We start from the raw sequence: 21,670 nt of genomic DNA, 5'->3' as shown, positions 1-21,670 counted from the left end.
TATGGCACTTCTTGAAGTAAAAAATCTCGGCATCTCATTCGGCGGACTCCGTGCAGTTGACGAGTTCAGCATAACAATAGAAAAAGGTCAGCTCTATGGTCTTATTGGGCCGAACGGAGCAGGAAAGACCACTATCTTCAATATGCTCACAGGCGTTTATAAGCCAACAGACGGCACAATCGTTCTTGACGGAAAGAACATCACCGGCAAAAACACTATCGAAATAAACCGTGCAGGCATTGCCCGTACATTCCAGAACATCAGACTTTTTAAGGATATGACGGTGCTTGACAACGTCAAGGTCGCACTTCACAATCATTATAAATACAGCACCTTTACAGGCGTTTTCAGACTTCCAAGATATTTCAAGATTGAAAAGGCAATGGACGCAAAGGCGCTGGAGCTTCTGAAGGTTTTCGAGCTTGACGATAAGGCGAGTCTGCTTGCTTCCGGACTTCCGTATGGCGATCAGAGAAAGCTTGAGATTGCAAGAGCCCTTGCAACACAGCCGAAGCTGCTGCTTCTTGACGAGCCTGCTGCGGGCATGAATCCAAACGAAACAGCGGAGCTTATGGATACTATCCGCTTTGTAAGAGATAATTTTGATATGACGGTGCTGCTTATCGAGCATGATATGAGCCTTGTTTCAGGAATCTGCGAAAAGCTGTCAGTGCTGAACTTCGGTCAGCTCCTCTGCGAGGGCAAGACAGCGGAAGTACTTAAAAATCCTGAAGTTATCACCGCATATTTGGGCGAATAAGGGGGTAAGTAAAATGGCAATGTTGGAAATCAATGATCTGCACGTCAATTACGGCATGATAGCCGCTTTGAAAGGTATCTCCTTTGAGGTAAACGAGGGCGAGGTCATTTCCCTTATCGGCGCAAACGGAGCAGGAAAGACCACCACTCTGCACACCCTTACAGGTCTTATCTCTGCAAAATCGGGTTCTATCAAATTCAACGGCGTGGAGCTTACAAAAACTCCTGCACACAAGATCGTGGAGATGGGCATAGCACACGTTCCTGAGGGAAGAAGAATATTCCAAAACCTCACAGTGCTTGATAACCTTAAGCTTGGAGCATTTACAAGAAAAGACAAGGAGAATATACCGAAGGATATTCAGGATATATACGAGCGTTTCCCTAGACTTGCAGAAAGAAAAAATCAGATAGCAGGTACTCTTTCAGGCGGTGAGCAGCAGATGCTGGCAATGGGCAGGGCGCTTATGTCAAGACCTAAGATAGTTGTAATGGACGAGCCGTCAATGGGTCTGTCACCGATCCTTGTGTCAACCATATTTAAGATAATCGAGGACATAAGAAAGAGTGGCACAACTGTATTGCTTGTTGAGCAGAACGCAAAGAAAGCCCTTGCAATTTCAGACAGAGCTTATGTTCTTGAAACTGGCAAGATAGTTCTGTCAGGCAAGGCGTCTGATCTTATCAATGATGAGTCGGTCAAGAAAGCATATTTAGGTGAATAGGAGTTGAGCTTTATGGCAAGGATCATAACCATTGCAAGAGGCATCGGCAGTGGCGGAAGAACTGTAGGAAAAATGCTGTCAGAGGATATGGGTATAAAATATTATGATAAGGAGCTTATAAAGCTTGCAAGCGACGAAAGCGGCATAAATGAACGCTTTTTCGGGCTTGTTGATGAAAAACTGAAAGGTTCTTTTCTTAGAAAGGGCGGAGTTTACAAGGGTGAGCTTCTTGACCCTGATGACCACGACTTTACTTCTGACAGAAATCTTTTCAATTATCAGGCGAAGATAATAAAGCAGCTTGCAGACAGAGAGCCTGCGGTAATAGTTGGCAGATGTGCTGACTATATCCTCCGTGACAGAAAAGACGTACTTAAGGTTTTCATATATTCTGATATGGAAACTGCGGTCAAGAATATCGTCGATCTGTATGGTGTTTCTGAAAAAGAGGCTGTCAAGATAATCGAAAAGACAGACAAGGAGAGAAGCGATTATTATCGTCACTACACAGGCAGGGATTGGACAAATGCGAAAAACTACAATCTGTGTCTTGATACCAGCGACATGAGCTATGACAAGTGCGTTGATATCATTGAGGGATATATAAAGCTTCTTGAAGAGTAAGGCATAAAAATAAAGCCGCATTGCTTTTTGGCAGTGCGGCTTTTGTGATATATGAAATCAGTTGAATTTTTCTGAAATAGTCCTTGCGGCAAATACTCCTGATGCAGAAGCCTGCGACAGAGAGTGCGTAACGCCTGAGCCGTCGCCAAGGACGTAAAGACCTTTGACAGCAGTTTCAAGGTTCTCGTCAACGTCAACTCTTGAATTGTAGAACTTGACCTCAACACCATAGAGCAGGGTATCTATATTCGCCATACCCGGAGCTATCTTGTCAAGTGCGTATATCATTTCGATAATATCGTCAAGCTGTCGCTTTGGGATAACAAGGCTCAGGTCGCCCGGAGTAGCTTTGAGAGTAGGGTTAAGGAACGTCTGACCAAAGCGGTGTTCATTTGTACGTCTGCCTGCAACAAGATCACCAAAACGCTGAACAAGCACTCCACCGCCAAGCATATTAGACAGCCTTGCGATAGACTCACCGTATGCGTTTGAGTCCTTGAAAGGCTCAGAGAATGTGTTGGATACCAGCAGAGCGAAGTTTGTGTTCTCAGTTCTCAGCGCAGGGTCAGCATAGCTGTGTCCGTTTACTGTGATGATGCCGTTTGTATTCTCGGTAACTACCTCACCGTATGGGTTCATGCAGAATGTTCTTACAAGGTCGCCGTATTTCTTTGTGCGGTAAACTATCTTGCTTTCGTATACCTTGCTTGTGATATGCTCAAAAACAGCCGCAGGTATCTCAACACGAACGCCGATATCAACTCTGTTTGAACGTCTTTTGATACCAAAGTTGTCGCATATCTCAGATATCCATTTTGAACCGCTTCTGCCTGCCGCAACAACAGCGTTTGAGCAGTGATACTCGTCCTTGTCTGTGATAACAGTGAAGTCGTTCTCCTTGCCTGTTATACCCTGAACACTTTCATAAAATTTTATGTCTATCTTGTCCTTGACAAAGTCATAGATGTTCTGGAGTATCTGCATATTTCTGTCAGTGCCAAGGTGCCTTACCTGAGCGTCAAGGAGGTGGAGGTCATATTTCAGAGCCATTGCCTTGATGTCAGAAGAAGTTGTGGAGTAAAGCTTAGCGTCCTGACCGCCCATTTCAAGGTTTATCTTGTCAACATACTGCATAAGCTCGATAGCCTTTTCCTTGCCAGTAAATGTGTAAAGGTCACCGCCGAAATTGTTTGTGATGTTATATTTGCCGTCCGACATTCCGCCTGCACCGCCGAAGCCGTGCATAATGGAGCATACCTTGCAGTGAATGCAGGACTTAACTTTTTTACCATCTATAGGACACTTACGCTTGCTGACAGGTCCGCCCTGATCAATAATGCAAACTTTTATGTTTTTGTCAAGCTTGACAAATTCGTATGCCATGAATACGCCGGCTGCACCTGCACCGACAACAACTACGTCATAATTCTGAGCCATAACTATTTCCTTTCAAATCAAAATCCAATTTGTTTTTATCCATAAAACGGGCGGCCGCACCTTTGCAGAAGATAGCCTGAAAGGAGATAACCGCCATATTTTTTCTATTTTATATCAAATACGATAGTAGCCAATGTGAAGAATATCAGTGTTGAGCAAGTGTCAACGATAGTGGTGATAAGCGGGGCAGCCATGATAGCAGGGTCAAGATGAAGTTTCTTGGCAGCCATCGGGAGCATACAGGCGATGAGCTTTGAAAGCACAACAGTTGCCATGATAGCCATACTTACCGTGAACGCAAGCTTGTAGCAATCCACAGATGTGTCACTGTGATACACCAGAATTATTCTTATAGCATTGACTATAGCGAGGATAATGCTGCAAAGAAGCGCGACTCTGAACTCTTTCCACATGACCTTGAAAAAGTCTTTCATTCTTATCTCACCAAGCGCCATGCCTCTTATAACAAGGGTCGAGGTCTGAGAGCCGCAGTTTCCGCCTGTGCCGCTAAGCATTGACAGGAACGATACCAAAACAGGGACAGCCGCAAAAGCAGACTGATATTTGTTTACGATAGCACCCGTAAGGGTAGCCGACAGCATAAGTATCAAAAGCCATGCTATTCTGTTTTTCGCATGAGTGAAAACAGAGGTCTTGAAATATGAATCGTCACTTGGCGCAACGGCAGCCATTTTCGAGAAGTCCTCAGTGGTCTCCTCTTCAATAACGTCCATAGCGTCGTCGAATGTAACGATACCGACCATGCGGTTTTCTCTGTCAACAACAGGCAGGGAAATGAAGTCATATTTTGAGAACATGGAAGCAACATACTCTTTATCCTCAAGAGTATCAACGGAAATAACGTTGTCCTCCATTATGTCCTCTATTTTATCGTTATCATCAGCAGTTACGATATCAAGCAGTGAAAGCACGCCCACGAGCTTTCTGCTCTCAGTGACATAAAGTGTATTTACAGTTTCCTTGACCATACCAACGTGTCTTATCCAATCCAGTGCTTCCTTGGCGGTGTAGCTTCTGTGAAGATAAACGTACTCGGTGGTCATAATAGAGCCTGCACTGTCTTTAGGATATTTGAGTATCTGATTTATCTGCTTTCTCGTTTCTGCGTCAGCAGACTTGATTATCCTTGCAACAACATTTGCAGGCATTTCCTCGATAATATCTACCGTATCATCAAGATAAAGGTCGTCAACGATCTCCTGAAGCTCCTTATCCGTAAAGGCATTGATAAGCATCATTTGTGTATCGCTGTCCATGTAAGCGAAAACGTCAGCCGCAACGTCCTTGTTCAAAAGACGGAACAGCAGCGGAAGCTCGTATTTCTCGACCTCGTGATCGTCATAAAACTGCTGCAAAAGAGCAGCCACGTCGGCTTCGTTCATATCCATAAATATTTCACGGATAGCCTTGTAGTTTCTTTTCTTTAACAGCTCCAATACTGTGTTAAACATAATGTTTCCCCCTAACAGCAGCGGTAATAAGCACAACAGTACAAATAATCGTACTTATACCAACTCTGTACAAATATAAGGATCTACCAAAACACAGATCGTCCTATTCAATTAAAATTGATATTTAGATCACAAAAAGGCTGCCACAAACGGGCGAGCCGCTCTGCAATCGAGGGGCGATCGTATTCTGACTGGCGTCGTCCATTTGTACACACTCCTTAAAAATCATGATTTATGCACGTTTTTACTATTCGCACACATAATATTATTATACGCTTACCTTGTTTTTTTGTCAAGAAATTGTTTAATTTAATTTTATGAACGTGCTGTAAATTTGCGAAGTATAATGAATTGCTTTTGACCTCTTGCCAAACGGGGAGAAATAGGGTATAATTATAATATTGATCGAATAATAAACCGAAAGGAATTGATAAAATGAGCGAAATAAGAGATGAAAGCTTGTGGGAAAGCGGTAAAAGAAAGATAGAATGGGTAAGACAGAATATGTCATTGCTCAGAAGCGTTGAGGAAGATTTCAAGAGAGATCAGCCTTTTAAGGGTCTGAAAGTTGCACTTTCTATCCACCTTGAAGCTAAGACCGCTTATCTTTGCAAAGTCCTTGCAGCAGGCGGTGCTGAAATGTACATCACAGGAAGCAATCCGCTGTCTACTCAGGACGATGTTGCGGCAGGTCTTGTGCATGACGGTTTGAACGTTTTTGCATGGCACGGTGCAACTGACGAGGAGTATCACAGACATATATCCGAGGTAGTCAAGGTAGGTCCAAACATCATTATCGACGACGGCGGTGACCTTGTAAACCTTATCCACAATGAATACCCTGAGCTGATACCGAACGTTATCGGCGGTTGCGAGGAAACTACTACGGGTATTATCCGTCTTATTGCAATGAACAAGGACGGTCAGCTCAAATTCCCTATGATGCTTGTAAACAATGCAAAGTGCAAGTATCTTTTCGATAACAGATACGGCACAGGTCAGTCTGTATGGGACGGAATAAACAGAACAACTAACCTTATCGTTGCAGGCAAAAACGTTGTTGTTGCAGGCTACGGCTGGTGCGGCAAGGGTGTTGCAATGAGAGCAAAGGGTCTTGGCGCAAGTGTTATCGTCTGTGAAGTCGATCCTATCAAGGCTATGGAAGCTGTTATGGACGGCTTCAAGGTAATGAAAATGGTTGACGCCGCTAAGGTGGGCGACTTCTTTGTTACTGTAACAGGCTGTAAGGACGTTATTACTGAGAAAGCTTTCATGAACATGAAAGATGGTGCTATACTTTGTAATGCTGGTCACTTTGATTGCGAGGTAGACGTGGCTGGACTTAAAAAGCTGTCTGTTGAAAGCAAGCTTGCAAGAAACAATATTGACGGTTATAAGCTTCCGAACGGTAATTGGTTGTATGTTATCGGCGAGGGCAGACTTGTAAACCTTGCCGCAGGCGACGGTCACCCTGCCGAGATAATGGATATGTCATTTGCTATCCAAGCCCTTTCTGCGGCTTATCTTGTTAAAAACAAAGACAAGCTTACAGACAAGATAGTTTATGTTCCTGATGAGATAGACAAGGAAGTTGCAAACAGAAAGCTTGAATTCTGGAAGCTTGAGATAGATAAGCTTACACCTGAGCAGGAGAAATATCTTAACAGCTGGCAGGTATAAAATATCATATTAGTACAATAAAACGGACAGCTTTGATTGTCCGTTTTTTTGTAACTTGAAATTGCCATAAATTTATTTTGTCTTCAAGGTTTTAAATCACTGATTTCTGTACATTTTAATATTAGGGCGATAAAAAAACAGGGCGGTGAGAATGTGGCGGCAAAGATGTATAAGATACTTACGCTTTTTTCGGTGGGCGCAATATGCTACGGCTTCATGGAAATACTTAACAGGGGTTATTCTCATATCACAATGGGGGTGCTTGGGGGAACTTCAATGCTTGTTATCCATATCATGAATGGCGAGCGCAGGCGAGGAGTGAGCCTGCTGTCTGTGCTTGCAGTGTCGGCAGCATTTATCACTGCCATAGAATTTCTTGCAGGGGAGTATCTCAACCGCTATCTCGGCATGGGCATATGGAGCTATGAGGAAGTGCCGCTGAATTTTGACGGACAGATATGCCTGCCCTTTGCTTTTCTGTGGTTTGGGTTATCCTATATTGGTGTGCTTGCGGATAATTTTATACGCAGACATATTTTCAAAGAATACCCTGTCATTGTTAAACGAGGAAAAGAAAAAATACCTGCGGCTGTTGGATAAAAGTACGATTATTTGTACTGTTTATTATGAAAAAATATAATTAACGTGCGAACGCATATAAAAATAAACGGACTGTCTATCCAATGATAAACAGTCCGTATTTTTGTACATATCAGTCTTTTGTGTACCACTTTTTCAGCACTTCTTCGCCAAGCTTGCCGTAAACTGTGAAGTCACGGTTTTCTTTGGCTTTCTCTATTGGCGGCAGGATAGCTTTCCAATCCCACCAGAAATAGCCGCAGAACCAATCCAGATCCCAAGTTGCTTCCATTGCAGTGTCGTAGAAATCTGCCTGCTCCTGCTCGTCAAGTGGCTTGTCGAGCCTGTCATGGAAATCCCAAGGGTACTGAGTGCAGCCCTCCTCGTTTCGCACGCCTATTTCAGCGAACATTATAGGCTTGTTGAAATGCTTGTGAGCCTTTTCAAGGGAGCCGACAACTTCATTCCAGCGACTGAGCATATGTTTCTTGTCCCTGTTCACACCGTCTGTAACAGGGTAGTAGCCTGAGATGCCAATGATATCCACGTCGCTGAGCCAATCGAAACGCTGTTCGTCACCGTGATTGATGTTGTGCATAACGATACCGCCGTAGACCTCTCTCACCTGTGCGATAAGCTTTCTGCATCTGTCAGACTGCTTGTCCATTCCTGCCATTTCACAGCCTGTGCAGAGCATTTCACAGCCGAGCTTTTCTGCAAGCTTTGCATAGTGAAGCATGAAAGCTGTGTATGACTTGAACCACTTGTCCCAATATTCAGGGTTCTCAGGCGGGAAGTCTATCCTTGCACGCCATGAATGGTCAAGGCAATCCACCATAGGCTTAAGGCAGACTTTAAGTCCCAGTGACTTTGCTTTTTTTATAGCGAAGGCAATGTCCTCGTCAGATTGTGTTCTCTCATAATCACTGAAAACTCTTGTGCTTGCAAAGCTCTCCTGCAATGCGTTTACAGGGATACATATCCAGTTCAAGCCGTTTGAAGCAAGCCTTTCCATTGACTTTTCTGCCGCTTCCGTCTGAAAATCACCTCTTTTGGAGAAAAATCCCCAAGTATATCCTTTGCAGAAAATATCTTTGTTCATGTATCAAAAACCTCTCTTTTTCGTAAATGTCCTGATAGAAAAGCCGCAGGTAAGCTCAAGTCTGTCGACCTTTTTAAGCTTCTCCACCGCCTCGGCAGATGTTTTGTAGTAATACGGAGTCATTGTAAAAAGATTGAAAATATCCTCCTGACTTTCAAGCACCACAGGGTATTCAAAAATCATCTCCTCTGACTCGTCAAATTTATTAAGTCCGTATACATTGGGCTTGTTTTCGTAAGGCTTCTCATAAAGCACTTCTTTAAGCTCAAACAGATGTCTTGGGGATGGGGAAACTACCACAAGCTTTCCGCCGTCTTTCAGCACCCTTGCGTATTCGTCGTTTGAAACAGGTGCAAATGTGCATACGATAAGGTCTGCAAATTTGTCTATAAACGGAAGCTGAAATGACGATGTCACTGCAAATTCGCAATTTGTGATATTTTCGCAATGTATCCTCGTCATGCAGTGGGCAACTGCCGCCTTTGATATGTCAATGCCGTAAAACTTCGCCTTTGGCAGTGCCTTGGCATAGTTCACAGTGTAAAAGCCCTCACCGCAGCCACTGTCGATAATATAAGGCTGCTTTACGTTTTCAAGCAGACCACCCATTACCTCAGCCGTTTTCTCCGCAAGCGGCAGATAATAGTCACGGTCGAGGAAATCCGTTCTCGCCTTTACCATTTCCGCATTATCCCCTGCGTTCTTAGGGTTTCTGCCCTTTGTGGTAAGCAGATTTACATATCCTTTTCTCGCAATATCAAAGCTGTGACCGTTCTGACAGTGCCATACGTTGTCAAGCCTTCTGAGCCGTTTTTTGCATATCGGACAAACATACATATAAATCACCCTGAACATTATAGCATTTCCCCCTGCTTTTAGCAATGGATATTTTATTAATAAAAAAGTGCTTGACAATCGTCGGGTTATGCTTTATAATATCAATATATGCAAAATGCGGTGACGGAATTATCCGAAACAGTGTCGGTAAAGAGAAAAGGCGGTGGGTGAAAGCCTTTGCGACAAGTTCGGTGGCTAACCTGAGCGGTGCTGAAAACAGCAACGTATGCTCTGCGTTAAAGGGCTTCGAGTGGCTGGGCGATGAGTTCGGCAATTTGGGTGGTAACACGGAACTGTCGGTTTCGTCCCATGTTTAGGGACGAGCCGTTTTTTATTTTGCGAATAATTTCATTTGGAAGGATCTGAATTTATGGAATGGACAGGACTTAACGAACTGCGTGAATCTTATCTGAAATTTTTTGAGAGCAAGGGCTGCTTAAGACACAAGAGCTATCCTCTCGTACCTCAGAACGATAACAGCCTGCTGCTTATCGTTGCAGGTATGGCGCCTCTGAAGCCTTACTTCACAGGTCAGGAAACACCTCCGAGAACAAGAATGACAACTTGTCAGAAGTGTATCAGAACAGGCGATATCGAAAACGTTGGTAAGACGGCAAGACATGGCACATATTTTGAAATGCTTGGCAACTTCTCATTCGGCGATTACTTCAAGAAAGAGGCTATCGCATGGGCATGGGAGTATGTTACACAGGTACTCAAACTGCCAAAGGACAGACTTTATATCTCTGTTTATGAGGACGATGACGAGGCTGAGAAGATATGGCATGAGGACGCTGGCGTTCCAATGGATCATATCATAAGAATGGGCAAGGAAGACAACTTCTGGGAGGCTGGAACAGACGGCCCTTGCGGTCCATGCTCTGAGATATATTTTGACAGAGGAGAGAAATATGGCTGTGGCAAGCCTGACTGTAAAGTCGGCTGCGACTGCGACAGATACATGGAGTTCTGGAACCTTGTGTTCACACAGTTTGAAAGACATGAGGACGGCACTTATACTCCACTTAAGCAGAAAAATATCGACACAGGAATGGGTCTTGAAAGACTTGCTTCTATCATGCAGGACGTTGACTCTATCTTTGACGTTGATACAGTAAAGGCTATCAGAGATCATGTTTGTAAGATAGCAGGCTGTGAGTACGGCAAAGAGTACAAAAAGGACGTTTCTATCAGAGTTATCACAGACCATATCCGTTCTGTAACATTCATGGCGTCAGACGGAATCCTGCCGTCAAACGAGGGCAGAGGCTACGTTATGAGACGTTTGCTCAGAAGAGCCGTTCGTCACGGAAAGCTTCTCGGCATAAACGGACTTTTCCTCAAAGACCTTGTAAAAACTGTTGTTGACTGCAACAAGTGTGAGTATAACGAGCTTGAAGAAAAGTATGACTATATCGTAAAGGTGCTCACAACTGAGGAGCAGAACTTCAATGCCACTATCGACAGAGGTATGAAGATACTTGACGATCTTATCGCACAGATGCAGAAAGACGGCAAGACGGAGCTTGACGGTGAGAGCTGCTTCAAGCTTTCCGACACATACGGTTTCCCTATCGACCTTACAAGAGAGATCCTTGAAGAAAAGGGCATGACCTGTGACGAAGAGGGCTTTGCTGAGTGCTATGCAAAGCAGAGAGAAACAGCTAAGAACGCTCATGCTGCAACAAAGTATATGGGTGCAGACGAAACTGTTTTCCATAAGATAGATAAGAATTTCCACACAGAGTTCATCGGCTATGACAAGCTCGAGGGCGACAGCGAGATATCATTCATCACAACTGATGATGAGCTTATCGAAAACGCAAAGGCTGGCGATGAAGTATATATCGTATCTTCACAGACGCCATTCTATGCAGAGAGCGGCGGACAGGTGGGCGATATTGGTACTATCGTTACAGAAAGCGGTAAGTGCAGAGTCGTTGACACACAGAAGGTCGTTGCAGGCAAGTTCGCTCATAAGGCGGTTGTTGAAGAGGGCGAGATAGCTGTAGGTCAGAAGGCTCACTTCACTGTTGACAGAAAGACACGTTATGCTGTTATGAGAAACCATAGCTGCGCACATCTGCTTCAGGCTGCACTGAGAAAAGTTCTCGGTGAACACGTTCATCAGGCAGGTCAGCTCGTTGACGCTCACAGACTTAGATTTGACTTCTCTCACTTCAACGCAATGACAGCAGAGGAGAAGCTCAAGGTCGAAGCACTTGTAAACAAGTATATCCTTGAAGCTCTTGATATAAAAATGAAAGAAATGCCTATCGCAGAAGCTCAGAAGCTTGGCGCTATGGCTCTGTTCGGTGAGAAATACGGCGAAACTGTAAGGGTAGTAACAATGGGTGACGGCGATGAAACAGCCTCTATCGAGTTCTGTGGCGGTACACATCTTGACAATACTTCAAGAATAGGTCTGTTCAAGATAATCTCCGAAAGCTCTGTAGCTTCAGGCGTAAGACGTATCGAAGCCGTAACAGGCAGAGGCGTTCTGGAGCTTGTTGAGGAAAGAGCCGCAACTATCAAGCAGGCGGCTGAAAGCCTTAAGCTTGCAAATCCACTGGACATCGTAAAGAGATGCCACACTATCATGCAGGAAGTCAAGGATCTTGAAAAGGAAAGAGACGCTTTGCAGGCAGAGATAACAAATCTCAAAACAAAGTCGCTGTTCGATAATCCATATGAGATAAACGGCGTTAAGGTAGTTACTGCAATGCTCACAAATACAAGGCCTGATATGCTCAGAAAAATGGGCGACGAGCTTAAAGCAAGAGAAGCTGACGCAGTTGCAGTTGTTGCAGGTGTTGACGGTGAAAAGGCAAACCTTGTTGTAGTTTGCGGCAAGAATGCTGTTGCAAAGGGTGCACACGCAGGCAAGATAGCAGGCAAGGTAGCAGCACTCACAGGCGGTAAGGGTGGCGGACGTCCTGACTCTGCTATGGCTGGCATAGGCGACAGATTCAAGATCGACGAGGCACTTGACAAGGTAAACGAAATAGTTGGCGAATTTGTAAAATAATATGGGCAAAGGCTGTGCAAAATGCTGTGCAGCCTACCCCTTTTTGAAAGGCGGAGAGATAAATGGAAGATTGTCTTTTTTGTAAAATTATTTCCGGGGAAATACCCTCAAAAAAAATATACGAGGACGAGCTGACATACGTTTTTGAGGACATTGCTCCTACAGCTCCGATTCATTATCTTGTTATCCCTAAGCAGCATATTTCAAAGCTTGACGAGATAACACCTGAGAACAGTGCAGTTATCGCACATATCTATGAAGTTATCGCAAAGCTTGCCAAAGACCTCGACCTTAAGGACGGTTTCAGAGTTGTTTCCAACTGCGGCGAGCAGGCAGGACAGAGTGTTTTCCACATTCATTTTCATCTTCTTGCAGGCAGACCACTTGCTTGGCCAGCCGGTTAAAGAAATAAAACGGGCGGGTAAATTTCTTATCCGCCCTTAGTTTTAAGGGGGACGGCGGCAATGGTGAGAAAAAGCTGTTATATCGGCTTTTCGTATTTTGCAGGACTTTTTCTCTGTACCATTGGCTGGGGGAGGAACAATGCAGTTTTCGCACTTGCGTCAGCGTGTGTAGCCATTACAGCCTTTGCGCTTTTTAAGAGATACCGAAAGCATATAGCTCTCTGCTTTGTTTCGTTCCTGATAGCGGTGGGAGTCAATACCGCTTATACTCACATTTTCTATGATAAACTGACAGCTTTAGACGGAAAGACCGTCACAGTTAAAGGCGAGATAACCGACATAAGCTATATAGGCTCTGACACCTGTCGACTAAGTGTCAATGGTACTGTTGGGGGAGTAAAAGGCAGGCTGACCTTTTATGCAGATGACATTGAATATGATTACTATGACAATATCGTGGCGACAGTAAAGGTCAGCAGGATAAAAGACAGCATCAATTTCAAATCAGAGCAGTATAACAGACCTAAAGGCATTTTTCTCCAAGGATCGACCGCTGAAAGCATAGAAGTCACAGGCGGCGGAAACACCATTTTACGCAGTATAATGCATTATCGTGACAAGATGTTCATGTTGATAAACGATATCATAGGCGGAGATGAGGGTGGTTTTGCCGCTGCAATGCTCTGCGGAGATAAAACTGAGCTTTCAAAGCAAACGAAGCTCACGGTCTATCGTAGTGGCATAGGTCATATATTTTCCGTGTCGGGAACTCATGTGGTCATAATAAGTGCCATGATAGGCTGGCTCATGCAGAAACTAAGCAAGGATAAGCGTGTGATATTTGCCGTCCAAACAGTGGTAATGTGGGCGTTTGCGGTCTTTGCAGGATTTTCAGTATCCGTTGTGAGGGCGGCTGTTATGCTGACCTTGGTCACTGCCGCACCGCTCCTTTACCGTAGACCAGACCCAGCAAATACTCTCTGCCTTTGCGCTGTTGTAATACTCACTCTTTCGCCCTATGCGGCGGCGGACTGCTCGTTTCTGCTGTCGTTCACAGCAGCGTTTGTTATAAGCGTTGTATGCCCGAAAGCGGTGACAATGGTAAAGCGCAGGGATATTCTTGGCGGCATTGAGCGTGAAATAGTCACAGCGGTGACGATACTTCTTTGCACAATGCCTGTTCAGCTAATGTTTTTCAGCGAAATATCTCTTGTTGCACCACTATCAAATATCCTGCTGGTGCCTGTATGTACCCTTGCTCTGGGTCTGACGGTAATAACTGCGGTAACAGGCGGTGCGGCAATAATAGCCTATCCTGTGCTGACGGTGGTAAAGTATCTTCTGAAAGCCGTTCTGTTTCTTGCTGAGCTGTTTTCAAAATTCAGCTTTGCCTATCTTCCTCGTGGAGTAAGACCACTTGGTCTTGTAATGCTCGTTACCTGCCTTGTGCCTGTGGCGGTCATGTTTCTGAGAAAGTCAGTAAAGCTTGGGGCTTTTTGCACTGCTCTAATGCTTGTATGTTGGACAGCGGTGTATAATTTTTCTCTTGCTTTTGGAGGCTCGGTAAAGATAGTTGTAATGCCAAAAGGAAATGCTGTGCAGGCTGTGCTGTATGATAAAACAAAAGGTATGGTTTTCGATATCGGCAGTAAGGGTAAGCTCAACAGCGGTATGGAAAGCTTTTTGGAGCTTTACGGCATAAAAGAGCTAAAAGGCGCATTTATAGAAAGCGAACAGTATTACACTTTAACGAAATATAACGAGCAGATGACTATACGACCTGACAGATTTTATATAAATGGCGAGCCTGATAATGACAGCGAACTGCCATTCATAACAGGCGCACAGCTTGATTGGAACGGTGTTAAGATAGAAGCATTGGAGGACGGCTATAAAATTACCACCGAGGGCTGTGTGGTCACTATAGAAAAAGGTTCTGTCACCATAAACGGCAGAAACCTTGACACAACAGATGAAGAATACCCATTGATGATAGATATGAAAAATTCGCAGATAAGGAGGATGGACTATGGCTTTGCTTACGGCTTCGGCTCTTGGTAAAACAATAAGAGAGAATGATATCGACAGCCTTTATTATTTTTACGGACATGATACAGCGGCACTTGAAAGCTTTACAAAAAGGCTTGTGAACAAGCTTTGCCCTGCCGACGCTCAGGTCATGAACTTTCATAAGCTTGACGGCAAAAATCTTGATTTTCCAATGCTTACAGACGCTTGCGAAGCTCTGCCTTTTATGGCAGAACGTGTGGTGGTGACTATAAACGACCTTAATATAGACGCAGTGACTAAGGACGATCTTGACGACCTGAAAAAGATCCTAGGCTCTCTTGGCGAAACCACCACAGTGATAATCTATGCCACAGGAGTTGATCTTTTCAAGAACAAAAAGTATCTTACAGACAAAAACAAGCGCTTTGCAGATTTCTGCGAAAAGCACGGCACTGTCTGCAACTTTGAATACAAAAGGGCTTCCGACCTTGGAAAGTCTATATCTACTTATCTTGCAAAAAGCGGCTGTACCATAACAAAAAGCAACGCAGAGTATCTTGCAAACCTCTGTTTGTGCGACACTGCATTTATCAGCAAGGAGCTTGAAAAGCTTTCGGCTTATGCAGAGGGCAGGGAGGTAACAAGAGAGGATATCGACTTGCTTTGTATCAGGCGTATCGAGTCGGACGGATATTCTCTTGCAATAAATATCCTCAGAGGCAATGCGGCAATGGTCTTCACACGTTTGCGTGAACTCGACGTGCAGAATTATGAGCCGTATGCTATCATAGGAATAATCGGCTTTTCCCTTGCGGATATCTATAGGGCGAAGCTTGCACGTTCCTCTGGCAGGAGCGTTGCAGACGTGGCTAAAGATTTTTCCTATGCGAAAAACAGAGAGTTTGCAGTAAAAAACGCCTATTCCGAGTGCGGAAATATCTCGGCGGAGCGTATAAGAAAAACGCTTGAGATACTTTCTGAAACCGACCTTATGCTCAAAACAAGGTCACGAGGAAAAGACGGAGATATGCTCACCCTCGAGCAGGGGCTTGCAAGGTCAATGGCGTTAAGGTGTTAGTAAATGGAAAAACTTAAAATATCAAGGGCAATAATCGTTGAGGGAAAATATGATAAGATAAAGCTTTCGTCCATAGTTGACGGCGTTATAATCGTCACTAACGGCTTTCGTATCTATAAAGACCCTGACAAGGCAGCGCTTATAAGATACTATGCTCAGCATGGCGGAATAGCAATTCTTACCGATTCTGACACAGCAGGCTTTCGCATAAGAGGGCATATAAAGGGTATCGTCCCCAAAGGCGATATTGTGAACGTGTATGTTCCTGAGATATTCGGCAAAGAAAAGCGCAAGACAGAGCCGTCAAAAGAGGGCTTGTTAGGGGTCGAGGGCGTTCCTGCGGATATTATCAGGGAGGCCTTTGAAAAAGCAGGCATTATAGGCGAAAAGGTCGCAGACAGAGAACTCATGACCAAGCTTGACTTTTATGAGCTAGGTTTAAGCGGCAGACCTGACAGCAGCAGGCTCAGACAGCTTGTGTGCGAAAAGCTGTCGCTGCCCCAAAAGCTCACTGCAAACGCACTGCTTGAAGTGGTGAACACAATGCTCGATAAAGAAAGCTTGCAAGCACTCATAGAGGAATTGACCTCAGAAAACAATAAAGACAAGGAGAATAGCGTTGGTTAGTCTTGAATTTTTATATTTCTTTCTTCCTGTTTTTATGGGAGTATACGCTTTGTCAGGGGTGCGTTTCAGAAAAGCCGTGTTCCTGCTTGGAACAGTTGTGCTGTGTCTGTGGGTGTCCACATGGGGGATAATACCAATGGCGGTGTGTGCTGTTGTATCATACTTTTGCGGCAGGCTTATCCACCGCTTTGCAGACAAAAAAGGACTTAAAAGGCTATGGCTCATATTATCGGTGGTAGCAAATATGGCAGTGCTTCTTGTATTCATAAGAAGCGGTCACAGCAGCTATGACGTGACGTCTATATTCACAGGCAAAGGCGCAATGCTAAAGCTTTTCCCAGTGTGGGGAGCAGGCGTTTTCACTCTCCATGGCATCTCCTACTGCATGGATATCTATAGGAAAGAAATAGAGCCTGAGAAGAATTTTCTTTTGGTATCTCAATATATATGCTTTTTCCCATGCTTTAGCTGTGGACCGATACTCAGATTTTCAGATATGAGCGAACAGCTTAGAAAACCTGTCATAACCTCCGGAAAGCTTGCAGAGGGCATAAAGCTTATGCTTATAGGCTTTGCGGAGAAGCTTTTTCTGTCGGATCCTATGTACGAGATGTGGCAGCACATAAGGGGAGTAAGTACAGATTCGCTCTCCGCCGCTTGTGCATGGCTTGGGATAATAGCTTTCTCCTTTGCGTTCTACTATGAGCTTAGAGCTTATTCGCATATTGCACAGGGTATTGGTTCAATGCTCGGCTTTGAACTTCCTGATAACTTTGATCTGCCGTTTATGTCAGCAGGCTTTAATGAGCTTATAAAAAGATTTGCCTGCACCTTTTATAGTTGGGTGAGAGATTATTTCTACAGACCTATATGTAGAAATAAAGACAGCGTTTGCCTTTGGGCATTGATACTGTCTGTGCTTGCAGGCTCGGTTTGGTATGGCTACGGCAGACACACAATGCTGTGTGCAGCGTTTATTTGTGTTATGCTTGGCATAGAATATCTCTTGAAAAATATTCTTGCGGCTGTGCCTACAGGGGTAAGATGTGCGGTGATGAATGTCCTGTTTCTTGTAGGTCTGCCGTTTCTTGCGATAGACAGCCTGCCTTCAGCCTGCGGATATGTTGCCGCAATGCTCGGCGGGGGAAGTTTTGCAGGAGATGTTCTTGCATCGTATGTGATAAAAACAGGAGTTGTGATGTATCTTATCTGCGGCTTTTTTGCAACAGGTATCGGCAGATATCTCAAACGCAGGATAATGCAGCTCAATACTAATATAGTTTATATAATCGAGCCAATGCTCACTATAGGATTTCTGCTTATCAGTACAGCTTTTCTTGTGGGCGGAGGTAATTCGTCTATGAATTTGTTTGTGAGATAAAATGGGAGGAGTGAACATTAATGAAAAAGGCTGCTGATTTTATCGCAGTAAGCGCATTTTTTGTAATAGTCATAATGTTTGCGGCATATACTCTCGTGATGGGCAGACATGGATCTGAAAGTGAAAAGGCAGACAGTTCAGATATAAGACAAAACGTTCAGACTTATGTTAGCAGTAATTTTCCTCTAAGCTCAAATTGGAAGTCGCTCAGAACGACCATGTTTGTGATGACTGGTAAGAAAAATTTTGATAATATCTATATCCTTAAAGATCGTCTTGTAGAGATCACAGATTTTGATAAGGACAGGCTTGATAAAAATATCTCGCAGATAAATGATTTTTCAGAAAACACAGATACACCTGTATATGTTATGTTAGCTCCGACTGCCGCAGGTATCTATTCTGCTAAGCTGCCTGCTTATACTTCAAACACAGACCAGCGTGAAATGATAGATAATATCTATTATGACCTAGACAGCAGGATAGACACTATAGATACGTTTTTTCCTATGTATTCTGCAAGAAATAATTACGTTTACTATCGTACAGATAGAAAGTGGACTTCTTTCGGGGCGTATTTTGCATATGCAGACGGCATAAAAGAGCTGGGTTTTGAGCCGGTCGCTCTGTCCAATTACGATCAGGAATATACCTCAAATTCTTATTATGGGGGACTTTACAGTGAACTTTGCTATAACAGCATAGGCGCAGACAGAGTGAACATCTTCCGTTCAAAGTATAAGACTACTGTGGATTCTGTGGAGCTTTACAGAGAAGATCAGGTGCTTACCTCAAAATCTGTTTATTTTAGATCTGCACTGAAAACAGCAGATAAAACGGCTATCTTCCTGCAAGGTGACAACTTTACTAAGGCAACGGTCAAGACAACTGCAGAGGACGCACCAAAGCTTCTTATCATCAAAGGAAGCTATGCCAATACCCTGGTGCCGTTTCTTACCCCACACTACAGCGAGATAACCTTGGTAGACCCTGACAAGCTCAAAGAGGAGGGCAAGACCCTTTCTGACGTGGCAGATACGAGTGCATATGACCAGATATTATTTATGTATGACTGCGACCAGTTTGCAGATGAAACAAATTTTGACCTACTCAAATAATATGGGCTATGTACTTGAAAAAATGGAGCAGGTGTGATATAATAAAGAAAATGCCGTACAAGGAATGTGCGGCATAATGTATGTCTGAATATTTGAGAGGGTGTTTGATGTGAGTGAGCAAAAAAACAGACTTGATCTTATTGATCTTAATGACTATCCTGTATCTTGGTGGCTGAAACTTCTTGATCTAGGTCATAAGATAGTTCAGGACCCTGCCGCCTACAGCGAGGCTTGCAAGGGCAAGATAATGGGTACTCTTTTCTATGAGCCGTCAACAAGAACGCAGATGTCCTTCCAGACCGCTATGCTCCGTCTTGGGGGAACGATAATTGGCTTTGACAATCCTGCCACTTCTTCCGTTGCAAAGGGAGAGAATATCAAGGATACCACAAAGATAGTTTCCGGCTATGCCGATATCATGGTAATGCGTCACCCTACCGCCGGCTCGGTAAAGGCTGCGGCACTCACTGCTGATTGCCCTGTTATCAACGCAGGCGACGGTGGACACCTCCACCCAACACAGACACTTACAGACCTGCTTACACTTAAAGAAGAAAAGGGCAGACTTGATAACCTGACCATAGGCTTCTGCGGTGACCTTAAAAACGGCAGAACAGTCCATTCCCTTATTAAAGCAATGGTATGTTTTCCAAACAATAAGTTCATATTAGTTTCAACCTCTGAGCTTGCTTTGCCTGTGTATGTAAAGGATATCCTTGAAGCGGCAGGCATGGAGTACAAAGAAGTTACCGACCTTGAAGAGGTTATTGGTGAGCTTGACGTGCTATATATGACAAGAATACAGAAAGAGCGTTTTGCTTCTGAGGAGGAGTATCAGTCTCAGAGCGGAAATTACATACTCGATACAAGAAAGCTTTCAATGGGAAAGCCTGACCTTATCGTGCTTCACCCTCTGCCAAGAGTGGACGAGATAGCTATCGAGGTGGACGATGACCCGAGAGCAATGTATTTCAAGCAGGCAAAATACGGTATGTATATCAGAATGGCACTCATACTTACAGTTATAAACGGCGACGGTGCTTCGCAGCCGCTTATGAAGGGCAGAGTGCATAAGCACGTTGATTGTTCAAATCCTAACTGTATCACTCACCACGAAAAGTATCTGCCACATTGGTTCAAAGGCGACGGCACAACGCTTGTTTGCGAATATTGTGACGAGAGAACATTGGTGGAATAAAATAAGAGCTTAATGGGGTAAACAAAGGCTGTGTGTCAGTCTTTGCTTGCCCTTTTTTATTGTGCAGATAGCGTATATTAATAGACTCGAGATATGCAAAATCGTTAAAAGTAACGAAATTCTTACAATGTGGTAACAAACAGTCTTGAATTAACGTTGAGCGTGTGGTATAATTAAAATGGATAAATTTTTTACAGGAGCTTTGATCTAATGAATACACTTTCAGATGAGGAGTTTGAACAGATCTACGGACGAAAGCCTGTCAGAAGGGTGAAAAAGAAAAAAATATACTGGAACAGAATTATTATTGCATTGATAATACTTATCGGCATTGTGACTGGTCTGGTAAAGCTGACAGCCTTGGTAGTATCAAAGATCAAAGGAGACGATACGCAAAAAACAAACAAGGTATTGAATAATACATCTTCTGTCGCTGTGAAGGAGGACGCTTCTTCTGCTGAGGATAAAAAAGACGAGCCTGCGAAGTATTCAAATATGGACTTTACAGTGTGTGTTGACGCAGGTCACGGTGATTATGACGGCGGCACAACTGACGCCTCAGGAAAAAGATATGAAAAAGACGATAACTTAAAGGTCGCACTTGAGGTGCAGAAATATCTTGAAAAATACGGCGTCAATGTGGTGATGATAAGAGATGATGACTCTTTCCTTGAGCTTGACGAAAGATGCGCAAAGGCAAATAACGCCAAGGCTGATATGTATGTTTCACTTCACCGAAACAGCTATGACGGTGATATTTCGGGCGTTGAGGTTTGGGTAAACAATTCTGAGCCTGAATATGACACAAAGCTTGCACAGAATATACTTGATGATCTTGAAAAGGTAGGTATATCTGAAAATAGAGGAGTACAGTATGGCTACGTTGGCAATTCCGGTGTAAACTACTACATAAATGCCGACACTGTTATGCCAAGCTGTCTTGTGGAGCTTGGATTTATAACCGAGGATATCGACAATAAGCTTTTTGACGAACACCTTACCGAGTATGGACAAGCTATTGCTGACGGTATAGTTCAGACAGCTGTTGATGTTGGTCTTGTTGATGAAAGCGGCAAAAGACTTATGTCTGAGCAGCTTATCTCACCTGAGAAGCCTGTGAACAATAAGGATTCTTCTTCTGCGGTTGACGCTATGACACAGCCGATGCAGACGGACTCTTCTGCTGACGTTTATAATACTCAGGAAAACGAGTGGTATTGATAAAAAAAATAAAAGCGAACACAGTTCGTTTCTGCTAATGCAGAGAAACCGTGTTCGCCTTTTTGTTGTTAAAGCTCTTTTCTGATGAGTTTGAATTTTTCAAATTCTTTCGTCAGGTCTGCCAGAACGTTTTCAAGACCCTTTTCAGAGTATTCTTCGTGATATTCTGCCACAAAGTCTGTTACCTCTGTGACGCACTTTGTGCCGTACCATACTCTGACATAAAGCTCTTTTTCATCGCCGAGAATAGGGTCTATGCGGTAGCTGAAATTGGTGTAATTGCTGCCGGACCAGGTGTTTTTTTCTTCAAAATAGTGAAATGTGGGTATATCAAAATAACCATGGAGCATTGCGTATTTTCCTTTCAAAAATCATTCGTTTATGATATTA

20 protein-coding genes are annotated in these 21,670 nt (G+C 43.8%); 15 read left to right on the top strand and 5 right to left on the bottom strand.

Annotated features, from left to right (window positions below; all coding sequences use genetic code 11):
- Position 1 precedes the first annotated feature (1 nt).
- The 3 genes from DW015_RS04180 to DW015_RS04170 are packed head-to-tail and all read left to right on the top strand — an operon-like array spanning position 2 to position 2,108.
- On the top strand, positions 2-760 hold the full coding sequence (locus DW015_RS04180) for an ABC transporter ATP-binding protein (RefSeq protein ID WP_117904427.1): 759 nt from the start codon (positions 2-4) through the stop codon (positions 758-760).
- 13 nt (positions 761-773) lie between these two features.
- Positions 774-1,484: an ABC transporter ATP-binding protein gene (locus DW015_RS04175; RefSeq protein ID WP_022286767.1), complete on the top strand. Its 711-nt coding sequence runs from the start codon at positions 774-776 to the stop codon at positions 1,482-1,484.
- Positions 1,485-1,496: 12 nt separating this feature from the next.
- Positions 1,497-2,108, top strand: a complete 612-nt coding sequence (locus tag DW015_RS04170) for a cytidylate kinase-like family protein (protein WP_117904425.1) — start codon at positions 1,497-1,499, stop codon at positions 2,106-2,108.
- Positions 2,109-2,165: 57 nt separating this feature from the next.
- On the opposite strand, the gene DW015_RS04165 is transcribed toward DW015_RS04170, so the two are convergent.
- Both DW015_RS04165 and mgtE read right to left on the bottom strand, forming a co-directional pair.
- Positions 2,166-3,545 (bottom strand): NAD(P)/FAD-dependent oxidoreductase, encoded by a 1,380-nt coding sequence (locus DW015_RS04165; RefSeq protein WP_022286769.1) that lies wholly within the window; start codon positions 3,543-3,545, stop codon positions 2,166-2,168.
- A gap of 104 nt (positions 3,546-3,649) precedes the next feature.
- Complete coding sequence (mgtE, locus tag DW015_RS04160) at positions 3,650-5,017, bottom strand: magnesium transporter (protein WP_117904423.1); 1,368 nt, start codon at positions 5,015-5,017, stop codon at positions 3,650-3,652.
- Between the two features lie 435 nt (positions 5,018-5,452).
- Between mgtE and DW015_RS04155 the strand changes: the two genes are divergently transcribed.
- Positions 5,453-6,697 (top strand): adenosylhomocysteinase, encoded by a 1,245-nt coding sequence (locus tag DW015_RS04155; protein WP_117904421.1) that lies wholly within the window; start codon positions 5,453-5,455, stop codon positions 6,695-6,697.
- A gap of 153 nt (positions 6,698-6,850) precedes the next feature.
- Positions 6,851-7,297 (top strand): putative ABC transporter permease, encoded by a 447-nt coding sequence (locus DW015_RS04150; protein ID WP_242988920.1) that lies wholly within the window; start codon positions 6,851-6,853, stop codon positions 7,295-7,297.
- Between the two features lie 112 nt (positions 7,298-7,409).
- On the opposite strand, the gene DW015_RS04145 is transcribed toward DW015_RS04150, so the two are convergent.
- The gene (locus tag DW015_RS04145; protein ID WP_117904419.1) at positions 7,410-8,378 is read right to left on the bottom strand and encodes a hypothetical protein; all 969 of its coding nucleotides are present in this window, start codon (positions 8,376-8,378) and stop codon (positions 7,410-7,412) included.
- Positions 8,379-8,381: 3 nt separating this feature from the next.
- The gene (locus tag DW015_RS04140; RefSeq protein WP_242993215.1) at positions 8,382-9,233 is read right to left on the bottom strand and encodes a putative RNA methyltransferase; all 852 of its coding nucleotides are present in this window, start codon (positions 9,231-9,233) and stop codon (positions 8,382-8,384) included.
- A gap of 26 nt (positions 9,234-9,259) precedes the next feature.
- On the opposite strand from DW015_RS04140, the gene DW015_RS13575 reads away from it, so the two are divergent.
- From DW015_RS13575 to DW015_RS04095, 10 genes are all read left to right on the top strand, one after another.
- A complete protein-coding gene (locus tag DW015_RS13575) occupies positions 9,260-9,532 on the top strand; it encodes a hypothetical protein (protein WP_207659351.1) in 273 nt (90 codons plus the stop codon).
- A gap of 53 nt (positions 9,533-9,585) precedes the next feature.
- A complete protein-coding gene (gene alaS / locus DW015_RS04135; RefSeq protein ID WP_117904417.1) occupies positions 9,586-12,243 on the top strand; it encodes an alanine--tRNA ligase in 2,658 nt (885 codons plus the stop codon).
- Positions 12,244-12,305: 62 nt separating this feature from the next.
- On the top strand, positions 12,306-12,647 hold the full coding sequence (locus DW015_RS04130) for a histidine triad nucleotide-binding protein (RefSeq protein ID WP_022286776.1): 342 nt from the start codon (positions 12,306-12,308) through the stop codon (positions 12,645-12,647).
- A gap of 60 nt (positions 12,648-12,707) precedes the next feature.
- Positions 12,708-14,708, top strand: coding sequence for a ComEC/Rec2 family competence protein (locus tag DW015_RS04125; RefSeq protein WP_117904415.1), 2,001 nt, complete (start codon positions 12,708-12,710; stop codon positions 14,706-14,708).
- Positions 14,677-15,735, top strand: a complete 1,059-nt coding sequence (gene holA / locus DW015_RS04120; RefSeq protein WP_041337271.1) for a DNA polymerase III subunit delta — start codon at positions 14,677-14,679, stop codon at positions 15,733-15,735. The genes DW015_RS04125 and holA overlap by 32 nt, the downstream gene beginning before the upstream one ends.
- A gap of 3 nt (positions 15,736-15,738) precedes the next feature.
- Positions 15,739-16,362, top strand: coding sequence for a DUF4093 domain-containing protein (locus DW015_RS04115; protein WP_117904413.1), 624 nt, complete (start codon positions 15,739-15,741; stop codon positions 16,360-16,362).
- Positions 16,355-17,743, top strand: a complete 1,389-nt coding sequence (locus tag DW015_RS04110; RefSeq protein ID WP_117904411.1) for an MBOAT family O-acyltransferase — start codon at positions 16,355-16,357, stop codon at positions 17,741-17,743. Before DW015_RS04115 ends, DW015_RS04110 begins: the two co-directional genes overlap by 8 nt.
- Positions 17,744-17,763: 20 nt before the next feature.
- On the top strand, positions 17,764-18,861 hold the full coding sequence (locus DW015_RS04105; protein ID WP_117904410.1) for a DHHW family protein: 1,098 nt from the start codon (positions 17,764-17,766) through the stop codon (positions 18,859-18,861).
- A 109-nt stretch (positions 18,862-18,970) separates the two neighbouring features.
- Entirely contained in the window at positions 18,971-20,059 is a 1,089-nt protein-coding gene (gene pyrB / locus DW015_RS04100) for an aspartate carbamoyltransferase (RefSeq protein ID WP_117904408.1), read from the top strand.
- Between the two features lie 210 nt (positions 20,060-20,269).
- On the top strand, positions 20,270-21,280 hold the full coding sequence (locus DW015_RS04095) for an N-acetylmuramoyl-L-alanine amidase (RefSeq protein WP_117904406.1): 1,011 nt from the start codon (positions 20,270-20,272) through the stop codon (positions 21,278-21,280).
- 68 nt (positions 21,281-21,348) lie between these two features.
- Here the strand turns inward: DW015_RS04095 and DW015_RS04090 are convergent, their stop codons facing one another.
- Positions 21,349-21,648, bottom strand: a complete 300-nt coding sequence (locus DW015_RS04090; RefSeq protein WP_242988917.1) for a hypothetical protein — start codon at positions 21,646-21,648, stop codon at positions 21,349-21,351.
- Positions 21,649-21,670: the final 22 nt, after the last annotated feature.

The organism is Ruminococcus sp. AF37-20, from assembly GCF_003460465.1.
In the GTDB taxonomy this organism is placed as follows: Bacteria; Bacillota; Clostridia; order Oscillospirales; family Ruminococcaceae; genus Hominimerdicola; species Hominimerdicola aceti.
Note: the sequence above shows the minus strand (reverse complement) of the source record. Positions and strands in the feature narration are given on the sequence as shown.